A 23220-nucleotide genomic window follows, 5' to 3' on the forward strand; every position below is an offset into this window, starting at 1 on the left:
TGCAGAGTCAGCGATATGTCCAAATTCTCCACGCTTTTTCCAGCGGTCCTTGGTTGAAATACTTTAACCAGAGTACACTCCCAACTGTCTGTAACGAATAAATGAGAATGGTTAAGAGTGCCCCGGCAGTTGGGCCAACTGTGCCGTAAAAACCAAGCCCGAACCCATAAAAAATGAACACACCGATAAGAGATTGACACAAGTAGTTAGTCAACGCCATCTTGCCGACGGAAGCGATAGGCTGGAATAAACGTGTTCTGTGCGGGCGGCGTAGCCATAGCACGGCCGACGCGACGTAGAACAACATGAGCAAAGGACCGGCAAAGATGTTCAGTCCTTCAGCTATCCCGCTTGCCAGCCAGTACGGGAGGTCGAAGAATCCATGTTGTAAACAGGCATAAAGGATAGCGAGCGGGCCACCGATGATAAAAGAAATGAGCTGCAGTTTTTTCCAAAAAGGCAGATGATTGATTGGTTGCTGTATCAGGTTTCTCCGTCCGATGTACATGCCTAAGAGAAATATCCCGAGAATGTTTGGGACCGTAAAAAAGATATTGATGATGATATAGATGACCTCTTCTGTAAGGCGAAAAGAAAGAATTTCACCATAAGTGCCGGAACTGTAAATAGCATGGGCTGCTTGTACAAGGTTCGTTGCTTCCAATTCCAACGCTGTCCCAGATTTAAGACTAATGACGAAGCCGCCAGCTGTCGTAAGGAGAAAGAACACGACGGCAGAAACAGTGATCAAGCTTATTCCCCAATAAAGAAGCGTCTTTGCTTTTCTCCTGACAAAGAAAAGGAGAAAAAAACCAGTCACCGCGTAGGTATGAAGGATATCCCCGGACCAGATAAACACAAGGTGGGCCAATCCAAGAATGATAAGGAAAATAAGACGTCTTATATAGATCTTTTTGGCAGGGAGTTCTTTGTGCTTTAAGCGTTCATAAAACAAATAGAAACCAAGACCAAACAGTAGGGAAAACATCGGATAAAATTTTCCGACGACGAACACGTCAATAAAAAAAGCAGTCCATTCGTCGAAAGGATCGGTAAACGCGGATATTTGCCCCGGTAAACTCTGCATCTGATAAACAGGTGATTTGAAAAAGGACATGTTCGCAAAAAGAATTCCTAAGAGGGCGACACCTCTTACGATATCTAATGTGACAATTCGTTCGCTTTTTTGCACAGGTGATGTTTTCATGGTTTAGTGTTCTCTCCTTCTAAATTCGCGTGTCACTATCCAGCATACTTTATATCTCGGTAAATAGGGAGTTGTTTCTTCCCCCTATACGGGTAAGCATTTATCGTGTATTATTTTCATAGAAACTTCAACTCTGAGGTTATACCCTATATGTAGAATCTGGTGATGAGCGATTGAGTTTACAAAATTCAGTAACGGAGAAGCAATACGATATTAACATGCTGTTTGTCATTTTTTTATTCGGTGTCATCAGCTGTTTTTATATTAATTATGCACAGGAAATGGGGCAGTACGACACGAACTTTGCGATTCGGCAGATGATCTTTTATGTGCTCGCTTTCGTAGTTGCGCTTGCCGTCCTCCATTTTGATTTCGAGTATTATCTTAATATCCATTGGTTTTTATATGGTTTCGGCCTCTTCTTGCTGGTGGCACTGGATGTGATAGGACCTAATGAGGCCATTGCACCTTTGCGGAATGGGGCGGTTAGTTGGTTTACTTTCCCCGTTATCGGTTCTGTACAGCCATCCGAGTTGATGCGTATTTTTTTGATTATAACGCTTAGTGCGGTGACATACCGACATAATTCCAAGTATCAGGATAATCGGGAATTAAAAACGGACATAACTTTGATAGGGAAAATGGGGCTTGTTGTCCTGCCTGTTCTTATTTTATTAGAAAGACAGCCTGACATGGGGAGTGTAATGTTAATTGCCTCCATTTTTATTGCCTTATTGATCGTGTCAGGCATTTCATACAAACTGCTTGTCCTTATAATTGGCGGTCCGCTTCTTGCCTTCTCGGCATTTATTTTTGCATTTTTTCGCTTTCCCGTTTTTGTCGAAACGTATTTGCTGTCTATGCTGAAAGATTATCAAGTAAGCCGGATATATGGCTGGCTCAATCCATTTGAATATGTAGATGCCGGCTTTCAGACGGTGCGGGCCATTACAGCGATTGGTTCGGGAAGACTTTATGGAAATAATGACACGTCTATTTATATACCCGAAGCCCATACTGACTTCATATTCGCCGTCATTAGTTCCATGCATGGTTTTTTAGGCGGTGCTTTTGTCATAACGCTCTATTTTGTATTGCTTTATCAAATTTTGATAACCGCTCTCCGCTGTCACAATGCGTTTGGGAAATATCTTTGTGCCAGTTTGATCGGGATGCTGTCTTTCCAGGTATTTCAAAATATTGGTATGAGTCTCGGACTATTGCCTGTTACCGGCTTTACCCTTCCGTTATTAAGCTACGGCGGCAGTTCATTGGTAGCGACTACCTTTGCACTCGGGATGATCATGAGTGTCCGCTATCATTCTAAATCATACTTTTTTGAAGTGAAACGGTAAGAAGTTGTACTTCTTTATGATTGACGAAGTACAGACTAGTGAAATAGTGGATAAGCAAGGAGGGGAAAAAGTGATCACCATTAAGAAAGCTGCTGTCTCTGAAATCGATGAGATCTTATCGTTAATTAATAGATACACGGAGCAAGGCATTCTTTTAAAACAAACAAGACGTTCATTATACAACAACCTTTCCTTGACTTACGTAGCAGTCGCAGAGGACGAAATAATTGGTACAGCGAGTTTATATCAACTTGACAGAAACCTGGCAGAAGTTCGTTCGTTAGCAGTAGATGTAAACAAAGGACAGAGTGGTATCGGCAGAGCACTTGTTGAGCGTCTAATAAAAGAAACGAAGCACCTTCATATAAAAAGGATCATGGCGACTACCGGAGAAACAGGTTTCTTTGCGAAATGTGGCTTCCACCTCACTGATATAGAAAATGTTCCTCAAAAAATGAATCAGGACTGTAGTGACTGCAGCGAGCTACACGTTTGTACGAAACAAGTGATGATTATGAGTGTAACGTAACAGATAAGTTGGTAATTTTTTCCTAATGTATAACACTCTTATTGACCTGTACTTGAATATAGTGTTAAAATTATATGAACTTTGAAAAAGAAAGTCTATCGCATTCCTAGAACGGTTCCCCCTATCTAGATCAATGAAGAAGACTTACTTGCTAGTTTTGCTATATTTTTTAAAAATAACTGTCGAGTCTAATAGACGCTATTGTTTAAATAGTGCTGCCCTTAGATGTGAGCCAGTTATACACTCGTGGACTTTTAGATCCTCGTAGTGTATAGCTGGCTTTTTTATATATGACTAAAAATTAACATTCGAAGGAGGGTTTGATTCTTTCTGGAGTCACAGAGGGTGATCCATTTAAGTATCAATGAAAGCGCTGTTATTCAAACTGTTTTAGGAGTGACAATATGAGTGAGGAAAAAAAGCTAAAAAAAGTCCTTGGACGAGCAGATGCCCTTGTTCTGGCTTTTGGTGCCATGATCGGCTGGGGCTGGGTCGTCCTATCTGGTGATTGGGTGTTAGAAGCTGGAGTGTTAGGGGCTATCATCGCTTTTCTAATTGGTGGAGCTTTGGTAATCTTTATTGGAATGGTGTACTCTGAATTGGCTGCTGCTATGCCAAAAGCAGGCGGGGAACTTGTGTATACATTACGAGGTATAGGGCCTGTAGCTTCTTTTATTGCCTCGTGGGCCATTGCATTAGGTTATATTTCAGTTGTTTCGTTTGAAGCCGTTGCGCTTCCTAATGTACTGGAATTTATCTTTCCGGATTATAAGGCTGGGTACATGTACACGATTACGAACTATGATGTATACTTTACTTGGGTTGCCGTTGGGATGGTGGCATCTGTTTTTGTTACTGCTGTGAATTACATTGGCGTTAAATTTGCCGCTTCTGTTCAGATGATCCTAACTGTTTTAATTCTGGCAGTTGGTGTCATGCTTATATTCGGCTCTGGGATGAACGGTGAGCTAGCGAATGCTGAGCCACTTCTGCAAGGAGGAGCAAAAGGGATAATCGCAGTCATTATTGCTACTCCCTTTATGTTTGTCGGATTTGATGTCATTCCGCAAGCTGCAGAAGAATTGAACATGAAACCGAAATCTATTGGGAAACTATTAATCACTTCTGTTATTTTAGCTGTTGTTTTTTATATTGGTATCATTTATGCGGTTGGCTTTGGCATAGATAAGGAAGGATTAATGAACGCTGAACTTAGTACCGCGGAGGCTATGGCAAATGTATATGGTGGTGAAATTTTTGGTGTTATTCTCGTTTTCGGAGGCATCGCTGGTATCATGACAAGCTGGAACGGGTTTATTATTGGGGGCAGCCGTGTATTGTATGCGATGGCTGAAACAAAAATGCTGCCAGCATGGTTCGGAAAGCTGCATCCTAAATACAAGACGCCTTCTAACGCTATTTTATTCATTGGTCTTCTCGCTACGATTAGTCCGCTCTTTGGTACTCCGATGCTAGGCTGGCTTGTTGATGCAGGTGGATCGACCATCGTGATTGCTTACTTAATGGTGACGGTTGCATTTTTGAGGTTACGTAAAAATGAGCCTGATATGCCTCGCCCCTTCAAGGCAGGAAAAACAAATCTTATTGCTGTAATCGGCTTAGTGCTAAGCATTGGGATCGGTGTCCAATATTTACCGGGAATGCCTGCCGGATTAGGTTCTCATGAATGGATAATCCTTTTAGGTTGGTGGTTAATAGGTGTATTCTTTATGGTGACCCATTACGGGAAATACAGAGATATTACATACATGGGTGACGGAAAAATATCTAAAAATGCCTAAATTTTTCGGAAGTAAGTGAGGGGAACGATAATGAACAATAATAATGTGGTTTTTATTGCGGGACATTCCCGGCTGCCAGAAGGAATGGCCGCTCAGAGTATGTTTCAAACATTGACAGTGACAGCCGAGCTGGATCGTCAATACGGAGTCATTTTGCAATGCTCGTGTACACTCGCAACTGAACATGGCCGTGAATTCATTAATCAATTGTTTCGCGGGTACAGTTTGCGAAATGGAATCGAAAAGCCTATTAAGGCACTTGAAGAAAATTATTACGGGAAAGCGAAAAACGCTATTATTGCTGCACTGAAAGATTTGTATACGCAGTACAAAGCGCTCCCGTCTACCAATAAATCCGGAGGTGCCAAGTAAATGTACGATTATACGATTATTGGAGCAGGTATTGTTGGGTTGTCAGTTGCGTATTCTATTTTAAAGAAAGAGCCGAACGCAGCGGTTGCTGTTATTGATAAAGAAAAAGAAGTGGCTAGCCATCAAACGGGTCATAACAGCGGCGTTATTCATTCCGGTATTTACTACCGTCCGGGAAGCTATAAAGCAAGATTTGCAAGAGAAGGAAGCAAGTCCATGATTGCTTTTTGTGAGGAGCACGGAGTAGAGTATGATCAATGCGGGAAAGTGATTGTGGCAACAAACAATGAGCAGCTTCCTGCTTTGAACAAGCTTTATGAGCGCGGCCAAGAGAATGGTTTGACCGTGAACTGGATGGAACGTGATGCCTTGCTTGAGCGTGAGCCTCATGTGAATGGGGTGGCAGCTGTAGAAGTGCCGGCTGCAGGTATCGTTAACTACAAAGAAGTGAGTAAGAAAATCGCTTCGCTCATTCAAGAAAAAGGAGCGGATCTCTTTTTAAATGAAGAAGTGAAAGCGATTGTAGAAAATAAAGGGGTGACGATTGAAACAAATAAACGGACATTACAGACGAAACTAATGATTAACTGTGCTGGATTACATAGTGATCGTATCGCAGAAATGGCCGGTTATCATTTAGATATGCAGATTGTGCCGTTCCGCGGTGAATACTTTGAACTGAAAGATTCGGCTAAACACTTGGTAAAGGATTTAATTTATCCAGTTCCTAATCCTGACTTTCCATTTCTTGGCGTTCATTTTACGCGTATGATCGACGGGAGCGTAGAGGCGGGGCCCAATGCGGTGCTTGGTTTTAAGAGAGAGGGATACACCAAATTAGATATTAGTGTAAAAGACTTATCTCAAGTACTTCGCTCTTTCGGCTTTTGGAAACTGGCTTCCGCTAATATGAAGGAAGGATTAAACGAGATGAAACGATCTTTTAGTAAAAAGGCATTCATCGCAAGCCTTCAAGAGTTGATCCCGGAAATCACGGAAGATGATGTGATGGCAGCGCCAGCGGGGGTGCGCGCTCAAGCACTACGCACGAACGGCGAACTCGTTGATGATTTTTATATTGTCGCAGGCGCACACAGCTTTCACGTTTGTAACGCCCCTTCCCCTGCCGCAACAGGCGCACTGCAAATAGGCGAAGAAGTATACCGGCAAATGTCAGAAAAAATGGTGACATCTTGACATATGCGCTAGTTTCATAATTGCTTCATTAGATCAAAAATTTCTTTGAAAAACAATTGACAGTTTTATGAAAAATTGTTAATCTATAATTAGTTCTCATCTAGTTAGAGAATAGATCTCTTTCTATCCATGAGTACATTATAACCTTAAATACAATGAAAATTTAAAATGCTGTTTAATAAGACGCGGACTTTTCACCAGAAAGCCATACCGTCTATTAGAGCCAGCCTGTCATGCATGTTGTCATGCGTGTGGCTGGCTCTTTTGCTTTTAGAAGAAAAATAATGTGAAACAAATGGGAGGAGATTTTTCATGAGTATGACGGAAAAAGCAGTTATGGATTTTACTGTTCAAACGAAAAATTATCGTATCGAGGAACACCCACAATCGAAAAGAATGTATCATATTGAGATTGAGAAATCTGCTTTGGATGCTTTCTTTGAAAAAGCAAAAGATGTGTCGGTGCAAGAGTTGGAATACGTACCGTATATGAGATTTATTGTTTCTCAATACCTTCTAGATGTGCTTGATGAAGATTTTGGCAAAACATTGCGCGCTATTCTTCATGACCGGGAGACGGGTGGTTATACCATTGGCTTAAACGAAGACCATGCGGATACAGATAAATACGTAATCTTCTCTACTGCGATATCTTATTTAGTCGGCGATCCTAACTTTGATGCGATGACAGGTAACTACTATGCCCGTTTCTCTGTTAAGCATACAGACAATAGTGACTCTTACCTTCGCCAAGCATACCGTCTTTTTACTTTACACACAGACGGAACGTTCGTAGATGAACCGACAGATTGGCTGTTGATGATGAAAATGGAGGAGGAAAATGCAGTTGGCGGTGAGTCTCGTTTGATTCACTTGGACGATTGGGAAGAGCTGGACTATTATTACAACCATCCGCTTGCCCAAAAAGAAATCACGTACAAAGCTCCTTCCAGTAAGAATGTGGCGCAGGAAGTGCAAAGAAAAACGTTCTTCCATGACAACGGCAAACCGTGCATTTGCTTTATTGACCAATTTGCATATCCTGCTTCTGTCTCAGAAGCTCAGTACTTGCGGGATATGTCTCATTCATTGGAAAACGACAAAAACCTTGTCGAATTAAAACTCCCTGTTGGCAACCTCGTCATGTTGAACAATTTATTCTGGATGCACGGGCGCGCTCCTTTTGAAAAAAATGAAAACCTGCACCGTGAATTACTGCGACAACGTGGCCGTTTTGTCGAGTAAACAGCTCTTCTGTTTATCTAAAGAGCCCGCTTACAGTAAAAACAAAAATCACCATCTTTTCTAATTTTGTTTGATAGAAAAGAACGTAGATGCAAGGGATAAAACGGGACGTCTAAAATCCTAAATTAAATCTCCACCGATGTTATCACCGAGATGATAACGGTGGGGATTTTTTATGGTTTTAGACGATGTGCAACTGAGGTCGCCCGAATGTTCAAGATTCGTGGCATTTTGGACCAACACTTTTCAATAATTTGTTAACATCACGGTTGGAAACGGCTTTTTTTTCATTAGAAGTTAGTGTATAAAGAGGGGAGAGTTGATTGACTTGCACTTTTTCATCATGAGAAACTAATAAAACGGTCAGTGTAGGAAGGAGGAAGGTGGAGTTATATGTCACAGAAAAAGCGTAAACGGCTGGTCATGCGTTCTTCGGTGCTAGGCGTGTTAGCTGTTGTGTTAAGTTACGTCTTCTATACTAATTTTATAAAAAGTGAAGAAACGCTCGTAAATGAAGGAGAGATCGCTCCTAATTTCGTTTTAATGAATGCGGAAGGGGAGGAAGTAGAATTAAAGGATTACCGTGGCCAAGGAGTGTTCCTGAACTTTTGGGGGACGTATTGCCCACCATGCGAAAAAGAAATGCCTTATATGGATAAACTTTATCAGGAGTATAAAGAAAAAGGAGTGGAAATTCTCGCTGTAAATGTAGGGGAGTCGGATTTAGTAGTTGACCGATTTGTCAGCCGTCATGACTTAACGTATCCCATTCTGCTGGATCGTAATAAAAACGTGCTGGACCGTTACGGTATTGGTCCGTTGCCGGCGACTTTCTTAGTCGATGCGAACGGGGAAGTCGTGCAAATTATCACCGGCGGCATGACAGAAGATAGAATTAGAAGTTACATGGAAAAAATCAAACCATAATAGGAGAAAAAACGTGGAAGAAAAAAAGCCACCTGATATTTCAATAAAAAGTGTTTGGATTGGTTTCTGGGTCTTCGTAGTTGCAGGATTTCTTATTATCCTGCTATTTTACGGCGAAGGACGTATATCCTACTTGTCTCAATTGTGGTCATTTTTCGATTTAGCGCCGGCTTTAGCTTACGGGATAGGGGCTGGGATCATCCTAGCAAGCCTTGTCGTGTTTCTTTATACGAGATCTTATGTAACGCTTCCGGATAATGAATATACACGGTTGATTATCGGTATGGTGTTTAAAAAATATGGCATTGTAACGATTGCTTTCGGAGCAGGAGTGTCGGAGGAACTGTTATTTCGCGGTGCACTGCAAGGTGTCTTAACTGTATACATAGGTTCCGTACCGGCACTGCTTCTCATTGCTGGTGTATTTATGATTCTTCATATTCCGCAATACAAAGGAAGTGCATTCATTCACACGCTCGTATTTGTGATGGGACTTATCCTCGGCGGCTTGTTTATTTGGAGTGGAAGCTTGTGGGCTCCTATTGCGGCCCATGTAACGTACAATGGCTGCCTAGCATATATTCTTAAAAAAAAACGGCCGCAGCATAAATTACCTTCGTATGCTGCGGTCTGTATGAGATTATCTTCGTGATGCATGACGTTCCAGCCGCAAGGAAGCTTTTTTCCATTCCTTGTCTGAGATAATATAGTAACTAACCCCGTCTTCCACTTTATTCGTACCGGTCAGTTCGAAAGTATTTACGTAGTCAGCGGCAGGACGATAGTGATGAAGAAGGGCACGCGCGTCTGCAAAAGTTAAATTTGTTTTTATGTACTTACTAAAGTGATCAAGTATCTCCCTGCTTTTTATCAAACTGTCAATCGTAAGACTTTTCCGCAACAAGGCTTCAAAGACCTCACGCTGCCGGGCATTACGCCCCAAATCTCCTCGAGGGTCCTGCTTTCGCATGCGCACGTAATGGAGGGCTCTTTCCCCATCTAGTTGAACCGGGCCTTCGTCGTAATGATAGGTGTGATCGTTGGTAATATCGTTTTGAGAAAACGCAAACGGATTTTCGACTTCAATACCTCCTACTAGGTCTACGAGCCTAGTAAACCCCTCCATATCTACTTCAACCACAAAGTCAAAGGACTGCCCGAGTTCACGTTCTGCGGTTTCTTTCACTAGGCTTGCCCCTCCGTAACTATAGGCATGGTTTATTTTTTCAGGTCGGGCTCGTCCTGGTATCGCTGTCTTAGTGTCACGGGGAATATTAAAAATCAATGTCGATTCATGGTTTGGATTGACGGAAACACCCATGATGACATCAGATAATGCAGGCTCTCCAGGACGGCCGGCGACTCCGACCACGAGAAAGCGTAAAGGACCGCGCAGCGAACTGCGTGCTTCAGGGACTGACTCATTGTTCGCCGCCTCATACTCTGTATTCATTTTACTAAGGCTGTCAGATGTGAGGTCGTATAAATAGTAGGCGTAGCCGGCACCTGTAAGAAGAACAGAAAGAAGGACTGTCATACATGTAATGACTGCTGTTTTCCACATTTGAAAGCCCCCCTTTCTCCATTACGCTTTTTTTAGTTTCTCTTGTACGGCCGTTATTTTTCGAATGACGATGATAAGAAAAATGCCGGACACGATGTACAGCACATCGGATATGATGAAGAATGGCAGTGGCTTTCTGAGCAGTTCAACGGTGTCACCGACCGCTGTCATATTTCCCGGCAGAGCTGCTAAATAAGAACCCCAAAATAAAATCCACCAAGCGTAAATGTTCCAAGTGCCAGATTTTATAGACGAATTTATGTTAGCAGAAGCTCGTGATACGCTGCTTTTGTGAAGGTGGAGAAGAGATATTAAAGGAATTACAAGATTTACTACCGGTATCATATAAACCGTAACCGCCCAGCCTGGTACATTGATGATTCCATTTAGCTGCAAGGCGTGACCGTTGGCGTGAACTCTATAAACCCATATAAAAAACACACAAATGGACACAATGAAGAAGATCGTTTTTGGAATATCAACACCAGCTGTTATGATTGCAAGTGTCTGTTTATCGGCATCCGCCAGTTGTGAAAAGGAAGCGGCTGCTGGATAGCTTTCATAAATGTTTCGTTCCATTATACTGCCGACCATGGAGCCGGTAGAAAACATTAATGTAGCTACAATAAAAGCAATGGACCAGACGGCTGTTTTTTTTGGTGATTTAAATGTAAACGTATTATTCAACGATTTAGCTCCTTTCCGTACCCAAAACAAACTTTAGACAATCCTATCCAATTTAGCAAGAGGAAATTGCCTGATTTCAATGAATGCTTGTGGCATTCATGCTGCCTGCTTTACAATGAAATTACTTTATAGAAGCAAAAAGATAAGGGGGGAATTGTCATGGAAGTGACGATGGCTGATTTGCCGGGTATCGGTAAAAAAATGTCGTTTTTAACAGCAGAAGGAAGCATGATTGTGCTGGTAACTCATCATACGGGGAAGCGCGAGTTATACTTTTTTAAAGATCCTGAAGAAGACGAAGCAGATTTCTCATTGGAGCTAACCTCGGAAGAAACTCGTGAGTTAGGAGCACAATTACTTGGCGCTGTATTTCAGCCGGTAGACAGTGACAAGATGAAATTGTTCAAAAGTAAAATTGTCATGGAGTGGATTGAGTTAAAAGATGGCTCCGTTTTTGCCGGAAAAACACTTGGCGAATCGGAAGCAGGAAAGAAAACCGGGGTATCCGTTGTTGGTATTTTTAGGAAGGACGAAGTAGTAGCAAGCCCGGGAGTTGATGAGGTACTGCAAGTTGGCGACACATTAATGGTAGTTGGGAAAAGCCGGCAAATTGCAGAATTTGAAGAAATGGCTCACGGGGAGGGGATCTGACGAGTGCAATTTCAGATGCCGGAGTTACTTGCGGCGGGCTTAATTTTGCTAACGATGTTTGTAATTGGTTTTATCGGCCTGCGTACAAAAGTTCCTGATGTTTTGTTGTATATTCTGGTCGGAATCGCTGTTGGCGGTATGATTGGTGGTTCAGAGGTACTGTATTTTGCCGGTGAAATTGGCATTGTTTTACTTTTCTTTATGTTAGGGATGGAGTTCCCGATAAGACAGCTTGCCGGTATAGCTAAGAGAGTGACTCCGGCTGGAGTGCTTGATTTGTTTTTGAATTTTGTATTATCGGTTATGGTTTGTGTCTTATTTAATCTTGATTTTGTTTCAGCACTAATAGTTGGTGGTATTCTATATGCTACCAGTTCGTCCATCACGATGAAGATGATGGAGGGGGAGAAACGTACAGCAAATCCGGAGGCAGAATTTTTACTTGGCGTTCTCATTTTTGAAGATTTAGTAGCCCCAATTATGGTTGCAGTTTTTGCTGGTATCAGTGCGGGAAGCGGCCTTAGCGGTGGGGCTTTTATCCTTTTGATTGGCAAGGTCGCACTCTTTATAGCCGGTGCCGTTTTACTTGGGCAATTTTTGTTTAGGAAACTGCCTCGCTTCATTGATCGGAACGCGGATTCCAATATTTTTCACTTGCTTATTATTGGGATTGCTTTCACATACAGCGGGCTTGCGATTTATTTAGGTCTTTCTGAAGTGTTAGGAGCATTTCTAGCGGGAATAATGCTTGCGGAGGCGAAAAAGAGTGAAAAAATGGGTGCTCTCGTTCTGCCGGTCCGGGAATTAACACTGCCGCTTTTTTTTCTTTGGTTCGGTACTCAGATAGAACTGGGCATCGATGCCTCTTGGGGAGTTTTGTTAATTGTTCTCCTTATCTGGTCTGTCGTAGCTAAGGTATTGGTCGGCGTGATTGGCGGTAAAATGTACGGGCTCTCTTCGCGAATTGCATTTCGATCCGGTTTGTCTTTCGTCGCAAGAGGAGAGTTCTCCATTATTGTGGCTAGTATTGCATCTGCAGAAGTGCTGGCATTTGGCAGTATGTTCATTTTAGTTTCTGCAAGTCTAGGCATTATGCTCTTTCTGTTAGCGCCAGCCATCACTCGGCTCGTTTATGGCAACAAGAAAAAAGTGGCAAAAGTAAAGCTCCCGGGTAGCTAAAATGCCCTTCACTCTTGGCCTTTCTTTAGGGACGACTATAAGTCAAGTCATTGACAAAAAGCGGACCATCGCGTTATATTCAACGTTGTACAATTTTTACAACTCTCGTTAGGTGAGGCTCCTGCATGAAGAGACGCTGCTGCCCAAAAACGTCTAAAGACGCCAATGGGTCAACAGGAACCATCGACTTAAGGTGGTTTTTAATGCAGCTGGAATTGTTTTCCTATGTCATGCAGTGCTAAAGCTCTACGAAATGGGGAACGTGCCTTACTCTTTTATAAACAACCGCACGCCTTCCATTCCGTGGAGGGCTTTTTTTATGAAAAATCTTTGGAGGTGAGGGGTTTGGACAATAGTCCTTCTTCTAGGGTGATACAAAATAATGAGGACAAACAATGTAAATGTGGAAAAAATCAAAAGAACCAACCCCTGTCATTTCCAAAGGGAGGGCGGGCAACTGGTTCTTTCTCTCGGGAGATGGGTAAGCTGTGGTTAAGTTAAATGAACAAACACGTGAAGAATATATGAATCAAGTGATGACCGCCGCAATGAAAGGGGATATTGATGAATTTCGTCATTTGTTCCTGGAATTGCATCCGGCAGACCAGACAGATGTTTTTTTGCATTTGGAACCGGCAGAGCGATCTCGCGTATATGAATACTTAAGCCCGGAAGAATTTGCTGAGATTTTTGAGGGATTTGAAGTAGACGAACAGAAAGAAATTGCGAACGAATTAAATAAACATTATGCGGCGGAAATGTTTAACAATATGTACGCTGATGATGTAGCGGACTTCTTCAATGAATTGCCACCCGAAAATGTGGATGATATTTTGAAGGCAATGAGCACGGAGGAAGCGGATGACGTAAGAGAACTTCTTACTTATGAAGAAGGTACGGCCGGCGCCATCATGACAAAGGAATTTATTGCGATTAAAGCAACAGACTCAGTTGGAGAGGTGATCGAAAGGCTACGCCGGGAAGGCCCTACCGCGGAAACAATTTATTATTTGTATGTGATCAATCAAAAAGGCGGGCTCGTCGGTGTCACCTCGATTCGTGATTTAATTACATCTTCATCCCAGGAAACGATTCAAAATATCATGAGCACACGTGTCGTGTCGGTGTACGTCGCGACGGATCAGGAAGAAGTTGCGTTGCTTATTCAAAAATACGATTTCTTAGCGGCTCCTGTCGTGACAGAGCATAATGTCCTAGTCGGCATCGTTACTGTCGATGACGTTATTGATGTGCTTGAGGAAGAAGCGATGGAAGACTTAGGAGAAATTACTGCATCCCGCGGTTCCACTGATATGACACTGACGGCGCTCCAAGCTGCTGTGAAGAGAGCACCGTGGATTATCCTGCTTATGTTTTTTGGGCTGTTTACTGCTGAAGTGATTGGCCGTTTTGAAAAAACATTAGAGACCGTTGTCATGCTTGCTGCTTTTATCCCGATGATTATGGGTTCTGCTGGTAACACGGGTACGCAATCTTTAGCTGTCTCTGTGCGGGCACTGGCTACGGGATCTTTGGAAAAACAAGGATTGTGGCGCACAATTGGCCGTGAGTTTTCGACAGGTCTTCTGATTGGGGTCATGTCGGGAGTGGCAATAGCTGGACTGCTGGCAATCTTTTACAGGGATCTATTGCTGGGAGGGATCGTCGGGTTATCGATCATGCTGTCACTAGGTACAGCAAGTGTTGTAGGTTCGGTTGTCCCGCTTGCTATCAATAAAATGAAGCTGGATCCTGCTATTGCCTCTGGCCCTTTTATTACTACCTTAAATGATATCGTCAGTCTGCTTATTTATTTTTCAGTTGCTACCTCCTTTCTCCAGTATTTGTGAGAAAAAGCGTTTACAAAGCTGTGCTTTTTCTCGTACAATGAGGGTAACTCATGAAAGGAGGAGGGGAAGTATGGAAGAACAATTTGATTCCTTTTTTAAACAAGAAGGACCCTTCTATCCTGTAGAAGAATTCCGGATGGATCGTTGGAAGCGTGCTGTACAAGATGTCATTAACGACGTCATCGCTGATACTTTAAAATTCCGAACGGAAGAACGTAATATCTGGCTATTAACTGATATTTTTAAACGGAAATGGCACGACCTGTCTGTAGACTGGTTCCGGCATGAAACCTCGTATTTACTTTGGTTAGTCCATGTTTCCAGCCTGCTCCTCCCGTTACTTGAGGAGGAAACTGGCTGTTTCAAAGGTTGGATCCAATATAGAAAGTACCCAAAAGCCTGGAGTTCTCAGCATTTTACAGTTCCCTTAATCCAGGACGGCGATACGTATAAATTATATATATTTGAGAAAAACCCACATCTTCTTATGCGAGCGATGAACATGGTGACTGCTGCTGCAACCCATAGCAGTGAGCAGCCTCCACGTTCAGTTCTTGTGTATTCCATGGAAGATGGCCATTCAAATATCTACCGGATGTTAAACTCAGACGAAAGAAAACAGGACTGATACATACAGTCCTGTTTTCTTATTTAATCTTTAATAGTTGGTGTAAGATGGATTGGTTGGCTGTTAAGTCTGCAAGCGTATAACTATCCAAGACTTCTAGATAGGCATGCAATGCTTCTTTCAATATTCCTCGTAGCCGGCAATGACCAGTAAGGACACAAGCGCTGTTCTCTTCATCAAAACATTCAACAAGGGTAAGATTATCTTCTGTCTGGCGTACAACCCAACCTACATTAATATCGGCTGGTTTCTTAGCTAAACGGACCCCGCCGTTGCGGCCCTTGATCGATTCCACCAGCCCAAGCTTTGCAAGCTCATGTACCACTTTTGTTAAATGATTATATGAAATCTTATATACTTCGGAAATCTCCCTGATACTCGTTAGTTTCGGGGGTACAATAGTGTCCAAGTAAATTAACACACGTAGAGAATAATCCGTGTAGGAAGTTAATTGCATACGAAAGCGCTCCTATTTACAAATTTTTGTCTCCTTGTTTCTCCATTTTAACATAACTTCACTAAATCGCCATTAAAATATGCATTTACAATATTGATTTCAAAAATGGACGTGGTAATATTAAATATGTAAAAACGATGCATATTAAACAAGGAGGGCTTTTCATGAGCCAAGTTACTCTAGACCCTAAAATGATCGAGACTGTTAAAGCTACTGCTCCAATTTTGGAGGACAAAGGGGCAGAAATTACAACCCACTTTTATAAAAGAATGTTTAAAAACAACCCGGAACTGTTGAACATATTTAATCAAACAAACCAGGAAATAGGCCGGCAGCCAGAAGCTTTGGCTAACACCGTATTAGCTGCTGCCAAAAACATTGACCAGCTGGAGACAATTTTACCAGTGGTTAAGCAAATTGCTCACAAACATCGCAGTTTGCAAATCAAGCCTGAACAATATCCAATTGTTGGAGAAAACCTGCTTGGTGCGATGAAAGAGGTACTTGGCGACGGAGCCACGGATGAAGTGATTAATGCCTGGGCTGAAGCGTATGGTATCATTGCAGATGTGTTCATTTCTGTGGAAAAAGAAATGTATGAAGAAGCAGAAGCACAATACGGCGGTTGGGACGGATTCCGCACGTTCACAGTGATGAAAAAAGTACCGGAAAGTGATGCCATTACTTCTTTCTATCTTCAACCAGCCGATGGTGGAGAACTTCCTTACTTTGAGCCGGGTCAGTACATTACAGTAAAAGCACAAATACCAGGGGAAGAGTATGTACATCTAAGACAATATTCACTATCAGATGCACCTGGCAATGATTATTTCCGTATCAGTGTGAAACGCGAAGAAGGGCTCGGGGATTTACCGGATGGTGTAGTTTCTAATTTCCTCCATAAACAAATTAATGAAGGAGATGCTCTTGAGCTAACAGCCCCTGCAGGTGATTTTTATTTGCAGCCAAGCGGCAGGCCTGTTGTCCTTATTAGCGGCGGTGTTGGGTTGACTCCACTGATGAGCATGTTTAACACCCTTGTGAAAGACGGGCGTCCTGTTACCTTTATTCAGGCTGCACAAGGACGGAATCTCCATGCGATGCATGCTCATACTGCTAGGACTGCTGATGAACACGAGCATGTCTCTTATCATGTCTGTTACGATGTGGTTACCGATGAAGACAGAAAAGACCCTTACATTCAAAAAGAAGGCCATATTGATAAAGAATGGCTTGAGTCCATACTGCCGGAAGTAGAAGCTGATTGTTACTTCTGTGGACCGACCCCTTTCTTAAAAGCAATGAACAATCTGCTTAAAAAGGATCTTGGGATTCCGGAAGAGCGAGTGTATTTTGAATTCTTCGGCCCAGCAGCAGATTTAGACTAACTAATAACTATTAAAAAGACAATTTATAAATGCCCCGTGTGCTTTACATGGGGCATTGTTTATGTATCTTCTTCAAAACGTTTTAAATCATTTTTGTGGCCGATAACAAACAAGACATCGTCTTCATATACCATGTCATCTGCCATTGGTGATATATTAATTTCCTTTCCTCTTTTGATCCCCAGTATCGTCACACCATATCTCGCTCTTATGTCTAAGTCGATCAGCGTTTTTTTGTTCATTGTTTTTGGAGCAGCGATTTCCACAATAGAAAAATCATTCGAAAGTTCGATGTAGTCAATTACCTTGTCGGACATAAGGTGTTGAGCGATGCGATTGCCAATATCATGTTCCGGGTGAATGATTTTATCGGCACCTATTTTATCGAGCACTTTGTGATGATGGGCATTTTGTGCTTTTGCCCAGACCGATTCAATCCCCATCTCCTTGAGAAGCAGTGTACACAGAATGCTGGACTGCAGATTGTCTCCGATCGCGACAATGACGTGGTCGAAGTTAGTAATCCCAAGTTCACGCAGTGCTTTTTCATCGGTGCCGTCGGCTACGGCGCTGTGAGTGGAATCATTTATTATCTCGTTTACCTTGGAGGCACTGATGTCGATTGCAAGTACGTCATGCCCCAGTTTATAGAGCTCGCTGCTGACGCTTAGACCAAAACGTCCAAGACCGATAACCGCAAATTGTTTTTTCACGGTAGTATCTCCCTTCTGTAAGGATAATTGTAATGTACGCGTTCCCGCTGCGATTTGTCAAACAAAAATAAAACGTGGTGAAGTGTTAAATTAATGCAAGATGGAGTCTGATTCCAAGGGAGAGTTTTTCAGAAAATAAGCATTCATGCAGTCCCGTGTCTGACGCTTTAAATTTGCATTTAAATAGCTGCTTTTCCCTTCATAGCCACGGCACACGTAAGAATAACGAGAAAACATACCGTCGTTTTCTTGAAAATGGACCTGGATCCGGTTCTCATGCATGAATTGCTTTACGTGGCGCATATCTTTATGGAGGTGCAGCAAAGCATCTTGAATGAGGTCAAGATAAGGGTCTTTTATTTTAAAAGTACTTTTTGCAATAAGCAGGGCATCTTTTTCGAGAACCTTTTTGACCAGGGGAAGTAAAATAAAGTAGTGAATCATAATATGTTCCTCTTCTTTAATATGCACAGCAACCCCTCCTCATTAAGAACGTTTGTTTGTAATTGGTATTATAGCGAATTTTTCTTCTTCCGCACAAGCGGAATTTTTTAACTTTTGAGCATAGTTATTTAAAAAATTAGACAACATAGGTTATAATAGAAGAAAGCGCTTGCAACATAATGTGCTTTTTAGAGGAGCAGTAAGGGCGCGCATGGCAGCATCAATGAAGGGAGCGGCGTTGTCCCGTCATCAGCTAATAAGTGAAATAACACCGATTGAAAAAAAGAGGGATATCAGCCCGCATTTCTCGTCACAAGAACACATATGTATGTAATAGCACACAGAAAATTATGAGAACAACATGAAAGTAATGAGAAAGAAGAGAAAAGCTTTAGGATGATGTAAGTAAAAGCGTTTAAAGGAAAAGGCAGGCGGGTATGTTGTCATTAACAAACAAAGTTTAACCCGAGCCAGTAACTTCATGCGCGCGTCGCCCGCCACGGTAAGGAAATAAGCCAAAACCGGAGGTCCGGTGAAAGGATAGGGGGTTCGACGAATATGTTACATCCTACTCATGAACAACATTTTATGAAAAAAGTGAAGTCTGCGAAAAATGGCAGACGCCCGTCAAGGCAGGTTCTTCAGTCGTTATATGCACAAATGACGATGGAATATTCTGTATTTCAGTTTAACAAAGAGCGGCTGCAGCGCATGATCGACGAAGCTTTAGACCAAAAAGATCCGAAACTGTTTGACGTACTCACTAAAGAGTACAATGCACTTATCGACGAATACAAGGATGGTAAGACAATATCAGAACAAGGATATGAAATTGACTTGGATTTCAAAATAAACAAGAAAGTCAAATAGATACAATGCCGGCTTAGCAACATAAGCCGGTACTTTTTTGATTAAAAAAGGAAGAGCTTTATCAAATTTTAGACTTGGACTCCTATTTTATAACTTTGTTCATATATATGAAGGAGGTATGAGAAGAAGGGGAGGCCATATGAACAAAACCTTTTTGACAGGGACAATCATGTTAATTGTAGCTGCATTTTTAGGAGAATGTCTGGAGTTCCTAATTAATATGCTGCTTGCCCGCGAGTTAGGGGAAACAGGACTCGGTATGTATATGTCGATTTTGCCGACGATCGTTTTTTTAGTTGTGGTTGCGAGTATGGAGCTTCCCGTTTCTGTGTCGAAAGCAGTCGCCGAACGAGAACCAGCGAGTCATCACAGCTTCCTTGCACACACACTTCGTTTCGGAACAGCCTTTGCAACAGCCTGTTTGGTAGCTGGTTTTATTGTATTCCCGCTGATACCAGTGTTTGATCAATATCATCCATCCCTGCCATGGCTTCTACTCATATTAGTTCCTATTATCTCGTTCTCGTCGATTGCAAGAGGTTATTATATGGGGATACAACGAATGGGGAAAATAGCCATTGCCAACTTTTTACGAAGAGCAGTTCAATTAGTGTTGTTGATTGCTGTTTTTCAGTGGTTTCGCTTTGAAGAAGACGTAGCGATTCTACTCAGCCTTTGTACGCTGATAGGAACAGAGTTGATCGTCTTTTTATATTTGTTTATCGGGTTTCTTAAGGAATGGAGCGGATTAAAAAAGATCCCCAAAACAACACTAAACAAGAAATCAGTACTGGATACGCTTTTATCTGTATCCTTACCAACAACCGGGTTGCGTATTTTTCATGCTGCATCTTTTGCAGCCAAGCCATTTCTAATAAAAGCAGCTCTCATGAATGCAGGCGTTCTCGAGGCGCAGGCGACGGCCCAATATGGAAAGCTCGCCGGGGTGGCGTTTACGATTGGTTTTTTTCCGGCATTTATTGCCCATTCTCTGCTTATCATTTTAATTCCTACAGTCTCGGAAGCATATGCCAAAAAAGATATTATGTCATTGGACATACTTTTGCGAAGAGTTATGTTGTTTACTTTCGTTTATGCAATACCGGTAATCATGGTTTTTTACTTTTTTTCCGAGGATCTGACGAGTTTGTTCTTTAAAAATTCACCGGCATCCATATACTTACAGTTACTTGTACCTTATTTTTTCTTTCATTTTTTTGTCATCCCGATGCAGGCGTTTCTTATCGGTCTTGGGCTCGTTAAAGATGCTTTTCTCCACTCGATCTGGTCAACGGTCCTCTCTTTTTTGCTAATGTATTTTCTAGGATCACTGCCGTCCCTGCAAATGGACGGGATTATTATTGGAATGAATACAGGAGTTGTCCTCCTTACGCTTATGCACTATACAACGATCCGCTATCAAATGGCAAAGCCGGTGCGGCTCAGCTGGCCTGACATGCGTCATACGTAAAGAAGCTGTGACATTCAGCTGGGGCATTGTGCTTTTCGTCAGGGTGTAAGCTTCCGGTTCCACTATCCTGTATGGTAGAATGAAATTAACGTAGAACAGGGAGGCAGTACAGTGATATTATCAGACCAAACGATTAAGAAAATGATGAAGTCAGAAGAATTGCAGATTCATCCGGCAGAACCACACCAAATACAGCCGGCATCTGTTGACATCCGGCTTGGAACGCACTTCTTAAAAATTGATGAGAACGCGATTGAATCGATTGCGTTAGACGAGCCCGCCAAATATGTGGAATTCGAAAGTGAAGAGATCATCATTCCACCTAACTCTTTCCTGTTGGCTACAACAAAAGAGTATATCAAACTGCCTGATAATGTCACGGCGTTTGTGGAAGGTCGAAGCTCTATAGGCCGAATGGGGCTTTTTATTCAAAACGCTGGTTGGGTAGATCCGGGCTTCGAAGGTGAAATAACACTGGAGCTTTACAATGCGAACCGACTGCCTATTCGGTTAATTGCCGGACGCCGCATTGCCCAACTCGTCCTGGCGTTTATGGATGAAAAAGCAGAGACTCCTTACCGGGGCAAATACCAAGGGCAGCGCAATGCGGTCGGAAGCCAGGTATATTTAGATCAAGAAGTCGTCATGAAGAAATAAATGGCCGTTTTTTGAATAGAGTAGACAAAATGCCCCTGCTTGCTAGGGGCCGTTTTTATGTGAAAAGACCGAGCGCCGTTAAGATTTCCCTAAAAGCGAATGATCGGTGAAAATGTTATAATAAAGGCATTCACAGCAAATGAAATTATTCCCTTTGGTTTGGGGAATTCTATAGAAAGAAGGTATTCGTTTTGAGTTTTGCTGAAGACAAAGCAGTCGTTGTGTTTAGTGGTGGCCAGGACAGTACGACTTGTTTATTCTGGGCGCGAACTAAGTTTGCGGAAGTGAGCGCGGTCACATTCGATTACGGACAGCGCCACCGTGAAGAATTGAAAGTTGCAGAAGAAATTGCAGCAGAACTAGGTGTGGAACATCACATTATCGACATGAGCCTTTTACATCAACTAGCACCCAATGCCTTGACACGAGAGGATATCGACATACAGGAAGGAGAGGATGGCGAGCTGCCGAACACCTTCGTGGAAGGACGGAACTTGTTATTTTTCTCTTTCGCCGCTATTTATGCTTCTCAAAAAGGAGCTAAACACGTCGTAACCGGGGTGTCGGAGACCGATTACAGCGGGTATCCAGACTGCAGGGACGCATTTGTGAAATCACTGAACGTAACCTTGAACTTGGCTGTCGGTAAAGAGTTTGTGCTCCATACACCGCTCATGTGGCTAGATAAAAAAGAAACATGGGCTCTGGCTGACCAGCTGGGAAAGCTTTCTTTTGTGAAAGAGAGGACATTAACTTGTTACAACGGTATTCGCGGAAATGGTTGCGGTGAATGCCCAGCTTGTCAATTGCGTCGCGCCGGGTACGTGCGATATCTTAAAGAAAAGGAACGGGAAGTATAATGCTCCATCAATTTTACCCGCAAGTTATGCATTCGTACCGCTATGAATTGAATAAGGACATGCATCTGGCGGCAGCTCACTTTATTCCTGCCAAGGCAGCTGGTAAATGTACGAACGTTCATGGCCATACGTATGTCATTAACTTGACGATTGCAGGCGATGCCCTGAATGACACCGGATTTTTAGTTGACTTTAAAACATTAAAGGATATCGTCCATAAACGTTATGACCATTCCCTTTTAAATAACCATAAAGAATTCGCAGATTCGGAAACAGATATGCCTGATTCGTTTCCTACGACAGAAGTGGTGGCAGGAACAATATGGCGTCTTATCCAGATGGAGCTGGATAAATATCCAAACAAACCGCGTTGTATTCAAGTTCTTGTCCGAGAAACACCGACGAGTTATGTCGTATATCGTCCTAAGGAAGGGGATTTTAGATGACAAAAAAAATTCCTATTCTGGAGATATTCGGACCGACGATCCAAGGAGAAGGAATGGTTATCGGTCAGAAAACGATGTTTATCCGCACAGGAGGTTGCGATTACCGTTGTGAATGGTGCGATTCCTCATTCACGTGGGACGGTACGCAAAAGGCTGAGCTGCTGACAGCTGAGGAAATCGTGGAAAAAGTCAGGCAGACAGGGGGAAACAAGTTTAATCATGTCACTATATCAGGAGGGAACCCGGCACTTCATCAGGGGCTGGGTGACGTAGTGAGCGCTCTGAACAAGGAAGGACTGCAAACGGCAGTGGAGACGCAAGGGTCTATCTGGCAAGACTGGCTCCTTGAAATTGACGATGTCACGATTTCCCCAAAGCCCCCAAGCTCGAAAATGGAAACAAATTGGGAACAGCTTGATGAATATGTGAGTCGTCTGGCAAAACGCAAAGAAAAAAGAGTCAGCTTAAAAGTGGTTATCTTCGACAATGATGATTTGGAATATGCGGAAAGAATTCATGGACGCTATCCACACGTGCCGATGTTTTTACAAACCGGTAATCCGCATCTTACTGCCGATGATAGCAGCTGGCTTCTTTCAGAGCTGCTGACAAAGTATGAATGGCTCGTTAACCAAATCGTTTCCTCCGACCGGCTGAATGAAGTGAAAGTGTTACCGCAGCTCCATACGCTGTTGTGGGGAAATAAACAAGGAGTGTAACA

Annotated in this window: 25 protein-coding genes and 1 riboswitch; of the genes, 19 read left to right on the forward strand and 6 right to left on the reverse strand. The window is 42.6% G+C overall.

The genetic code is table 11. The annotated features are described in order from the left end of the window. Nucleotides 1-7: 7 nt before the first annotated feature. The gene (locus LOR49_RS03720) at nucleotides 8-1207 is read right to left on the reverse strand and encodes a DUF418 domain-containing protein (protein WP_240374760.1); all 1200 of its coding nucleotides are present in this window, start codon (nucleotides 1205-1207) and stop codon (nucleotides 8-10) included. A 173-nt stretch (nucleotides 1208-1380) separates the two neighbouring features. On the opposite strand from LOR49_RS03720, the gene LOR49_RS03725 reads away from it, so the two are divergent. The 8 genes from LOR49_RS03725 (at nucleotide 1381) to LOR49_RS17600 (ending at nucleotide 9286) form a co-directional block, all read left to right on the forward strand. Continuing rightward, the gene (locus tag LOR49_RS03725) at nucleotides 1381-2562 is read left to right on the forward strand and encodes an FtsW/RodA/SpoVE family cell cycle protein (RefSeq protein ID WP_240374761.1); all 1182 of its coding nucleotides are present in this window, start codon (nucleotides 1381-1383) and stop codon (nucleotides 2560-2562) included. A 16-nt stretch (nucleotides 2563-2578) separates the two neighbouring features. Beyond that, nucleotides 2579-3091 (forward strand): GNAT family N-acetyltransferase, encoded by a 513-nt coding sequence (locus tag LOR49_RS03730; protein WP_240374762.1) that lies wholly within the window; start codon nucleotides 2579-2581, stop codon nucleotides 3089-3091. Nucleotides 3092-3495: 404 nt separating this feature from the next. Further along, complete coding sequence (locus LOR49_RS03735) at nucleotides 3496-4893, forward strand: APC family permease (protein WP_240374763.1); 1398 nt, start codon at nucleotides 3496-3498, stop codon at nucleotides 4891-4893. A gap of 30 nt (nucleotides 4894-4923) precedes the next feature. Further along, nucleotides 4924-5265, forward strand: coding sequence for a DUF3870 domain-containing protein (locus LOR49_RS03740; RefSeq protein WP_240374764.1), 342 nt, complete (start codon nucleotides 4924-4926; stop codon nucleotides 5263-5265). Then, complete coding sequence (lhgO, locus tag LOR49_RS03745; protein ID WP_240374765.1) at nucleotides 5266-6462, forward strand: L-2-hydroxyglutarate oxidase; 1197 nt, start codon at nucleotides 5266-5268, stop codon at nucleotides 6460-6462. A gap of 312 nt (nucleotides 6463-6774) precedes the next feature. Continuing rightward, a complete protein-coding gene (gene glaH, locus LOR49_RS03750) occupies nucleotides 6775-7707 on the forward strand; it encodes a glutarate dioxygenase GlaH (protein ID WP_240374766.1) in 933 nt (310 codons plus the stop codon). A gap of 393 nt (nucleotides 7708-8100) precedes the next feature. Then, a complete protein-coding gene (gene resA, locus LOR49_RS03755) occupies nucleotides 8101-8634 on the forward strand; it encodes a thiol-disulfide oxidoreductase ResA (protein WP_240374767.1) in 534 nt (177 codons plus the stop codon). A 13-nt stretch (nucleotides 8635-8647) separates the two neighbouring features. Then, entirely contained in the window at nucleotides 8648-9286 is a 639-nt protein-coding gene (locus LOR49_RS17600; protein WP_240374768.1) for a CPBP family intramembrane glutamic endopeptidase, read from the forward strand. Here the strand turns inward: LOR49_RS17600 and LOR49_RS03765 are convergent. Continuing rightward, on the reverse strand, nucleotides 9275-10198 hold the full coding sequence (locus LOR49_RS03765) for an LCP family protein (RefSeq protein ID WP_240374769.1): 924 nt from the start codon (nucleotides 10196-10198) through the stop codon (nucleotides 9275-9277). The two genes, LOR49_RS17600 and LOR49_RS03765, sit on opposite strands and share 12 nt — an antisense overlap. A 21-nt stretch (nucleotides 10199-10219) precedes the next feature. After that, complete coding sequence (locus LOR49_RS03770) at nucleotides 10220-10885, reverse strand: DUF4328 domain-containing protein (protein ID WP_240374770.1); 666 nt, start codon at nucleotides 10883-10885, stop codon at nucleotides 10220-10222. Between the two features lie 159 nt (nucleotides 10886-11044). On the opposite strand from LOR49_RS03770, the gene LOR49_RS03775 reads away from it, so the two are divergent. The 4 genes from LOR49_RS03775 to LOR49_RS03790 all read left to right on the forward strand — a co-directional run bounded on the left by LOR49_RS03775 (nucleotide 11045) and on the right by LOR49_RS03790 (nucleotide 15193). Next, nucleotides 11045-11536 carry a cation:proton antiporter regulatory subunit gene (locus LOR49_RS03775; protein ID WP_240374771.1) on the forward strand — a complete coding sequence of 164 codons (492 nt, stop codon included), beginning with the start codon at nucleotides 11045-11047 and terminating at the stop codon, nucleotides 11534-11536. Nucleotides 11537-11539: 3 nt separating this feature from the next. Next, nucleotides 11540-12715, forward strand: a complete 1176-nt coding sequence (locus LOR49_RS03780) for a cation:proton antiporter (protein ID WP_240374772.1) — start codon at nucleotides 11540-11542, stop codon at nucleotides 12713-12715. A 97-nt stretch (nucleotides 12716-12812) separates the two neighbouring features. Then, nucleotides 12813-12979, forward strand: a riboswitch (M-box (ykoK) riboswitch). 224 nt (nucleotides 12980-13203) lie between these two features. Continuing rightward, on the forward strand, nucleotides 13204-14565 hold the full coding sequence (gene mgtE, locus LOR49_RS03785; RefSeq protein WP_240374773.1) for a magnesium transporter: 1362 nt from the start codon (nucleotides 13204-13206) through the stop codon (nucleotides 14563-14565). 70 nt (nucleotides 14566-14635) lie between these two features. Further along, nucleotides 14636-15193: a hypothetical protein gene (locus LOR49_RS03790; protein WP_240374774.1), complete on the forward strand. Its 558-nt coding sequence runs from the start codon at nucleotides 14636-14638 to the stop codon at nucleotides 15191-15193. 19 nt (nucleotides 15194-15212) lie between these two features. Here the strand turns inward: LOR49_RS03790 and LOR49_RS03795 are convergent, their stop codons facing one another. Next, complete coding sequence (locus tag LOR49_RS03795) at nucleotides 15213-15650, reverse strand: Rrf2 family transcriptional regulator (protein ID WP_240374775.1); 438 nt, start codon at nucleotides 15648-15650, stop codon at nucleotides 15213-15215. Between the two features lie 164 nt (nucleotides 15651-15814). On the opposite strand from LOR49_RS03795, the gene hmpA reads away from it, so the two are divergent. Continuing rightward, nucleotides 15815-17038, forward strand: coding sequence for an NO-inducible flavohemoprotein (gene hmpA, locus LOR49_RS03800; protein WP_240374776.1), 1224 nt, complete (start codon nucleotides 15815-15817; stop codon nucleotides 17036-17038). Nucleotides 17039-17097: 59 nt separating this feature from the next. On the opposite strand, the gene LOR49_RS03805 is transcribed toward hmpA, so the two are convergent. Both LOR49_RS03805 and LOR49_RS03810 read right to left on the reverse strand, forming a co-directional pair. Continuing rightward, nucleotides 17098-17751, reverse strand: coding sequence for a potassium channel family protein (locus tag LOR49_RS03805; protein WP_240374777.1), 654 nt, complete (start codon nucleotides 17749-17751; stop codon nucleotides 17098-17100). A gap of 90 nt (nucleotides 17752-17841) precedes the next feature. Beyond that, nucleotides 17842-18222, reverse strand: coding sequence for a YhjD family protein (locus LOR49_RS03810; protein ID WP_240374778.1), 381 nt, complete (start codon nucleotides 18220-18222; stop codon nucleotides 17842-17844). Nucleotides 18223-18753: 531 nt separating this feature from the next. Here LOR49_RS03810 and LOR49_RS03815 point away from each other — a divergent pair. The 6 genes from LOR49_RS03815 to queE all read left to right on the forward strand — a co-directional run bounded on the left by LOR49_RS03815 (nucleotide 18754) and on the right by queE (nucleotide 23218). Next, nucleotides 18754-19065, forward strand: a complete 312-nt coding sequence (locus LOR49_RS03815; RefSeq protein WP_240374779.1) for an IDEAL domain-containing protein — start codon at nucleotides 18754-18756, stop codon at nucleotides 19063-19065. Between the two features lie 139 nt (nucleotides 19066-19204). After that, nucleotides 19205-20536 (forward strand): polysaccharide biosynthesis protein, encoded by a 1332-nt coding sequence (locus LOR49_RS03820; RefSeq protein WP_240374780.1) that lies wholly within the window; start codon nucleotides 19205-19207, stop codon nucleotides 20534-20536. A gap of 111 nt (nucleotides 20537-20647) precedes the next feature. Further along, complete coding sequence (gene dcd / locus LOR49_RS03825) at nucleotides 20648-21193, forward strand: dCTP deaminase (protein ID WP_240374781.1); 546 nt, start codon at nucleotides 20648-20650, stop codon at nucleotides 21191-21193. Between the two features lie 191 nt (nucleotides 21194-21384). Then, on the forward strand, nucleotides 21385-22053 hold the full coding sequence (queC, locus tag LOR49_RS03830) for a 7-cyano-7-deazaguanine synthase QueC (protein ID WP_240374782.1): 669 nt from the start codon (nucleotides 21385-21387) through the stop codon (nucleotides 22051-22053). Continuing rightward, a complete protein-coding gene (gene queD / locus LOR49_RS03835) occupies nucleotides 22053-22499 on the forward strand; it encodes a 6-carboxytetrahydropterin synthase QueD (protein WP_240374783.1) in 447 nt (148 codons plus the stop codon). Before queC ends, queD begins: the two co-directional genes overlap by 1 nt. Continuing rightward, nucleotides 22496-23218 (forward strand): 7-carboxy-7-deazaguanine synthase QueE, encoded by a 723-nt coding sequence (gene queE / locus LOR49_RS03840; protein WP_240374784.1) that lies wholly within the window; start codon nucleotides 22496-22498, stop codon nucleotides 23216-23218. The genes queD and queE overlap by 4 nt, the downstream gene beginning before the upstream one ends. Nucleotides 23219-23220: the final 2 nt, after the last annotated feature.

Origin of the sequence: Bacillus piscicola, assembly GCF_022458745.1 — a bacterium.
In the GTDB taxonomy this organism is placed as follows: Bacteria; Bacillota; Bacilli; order Bacillales; family Marinococcaceae; genus Alteribacillus_A; species Alteribacillus_A piscicola.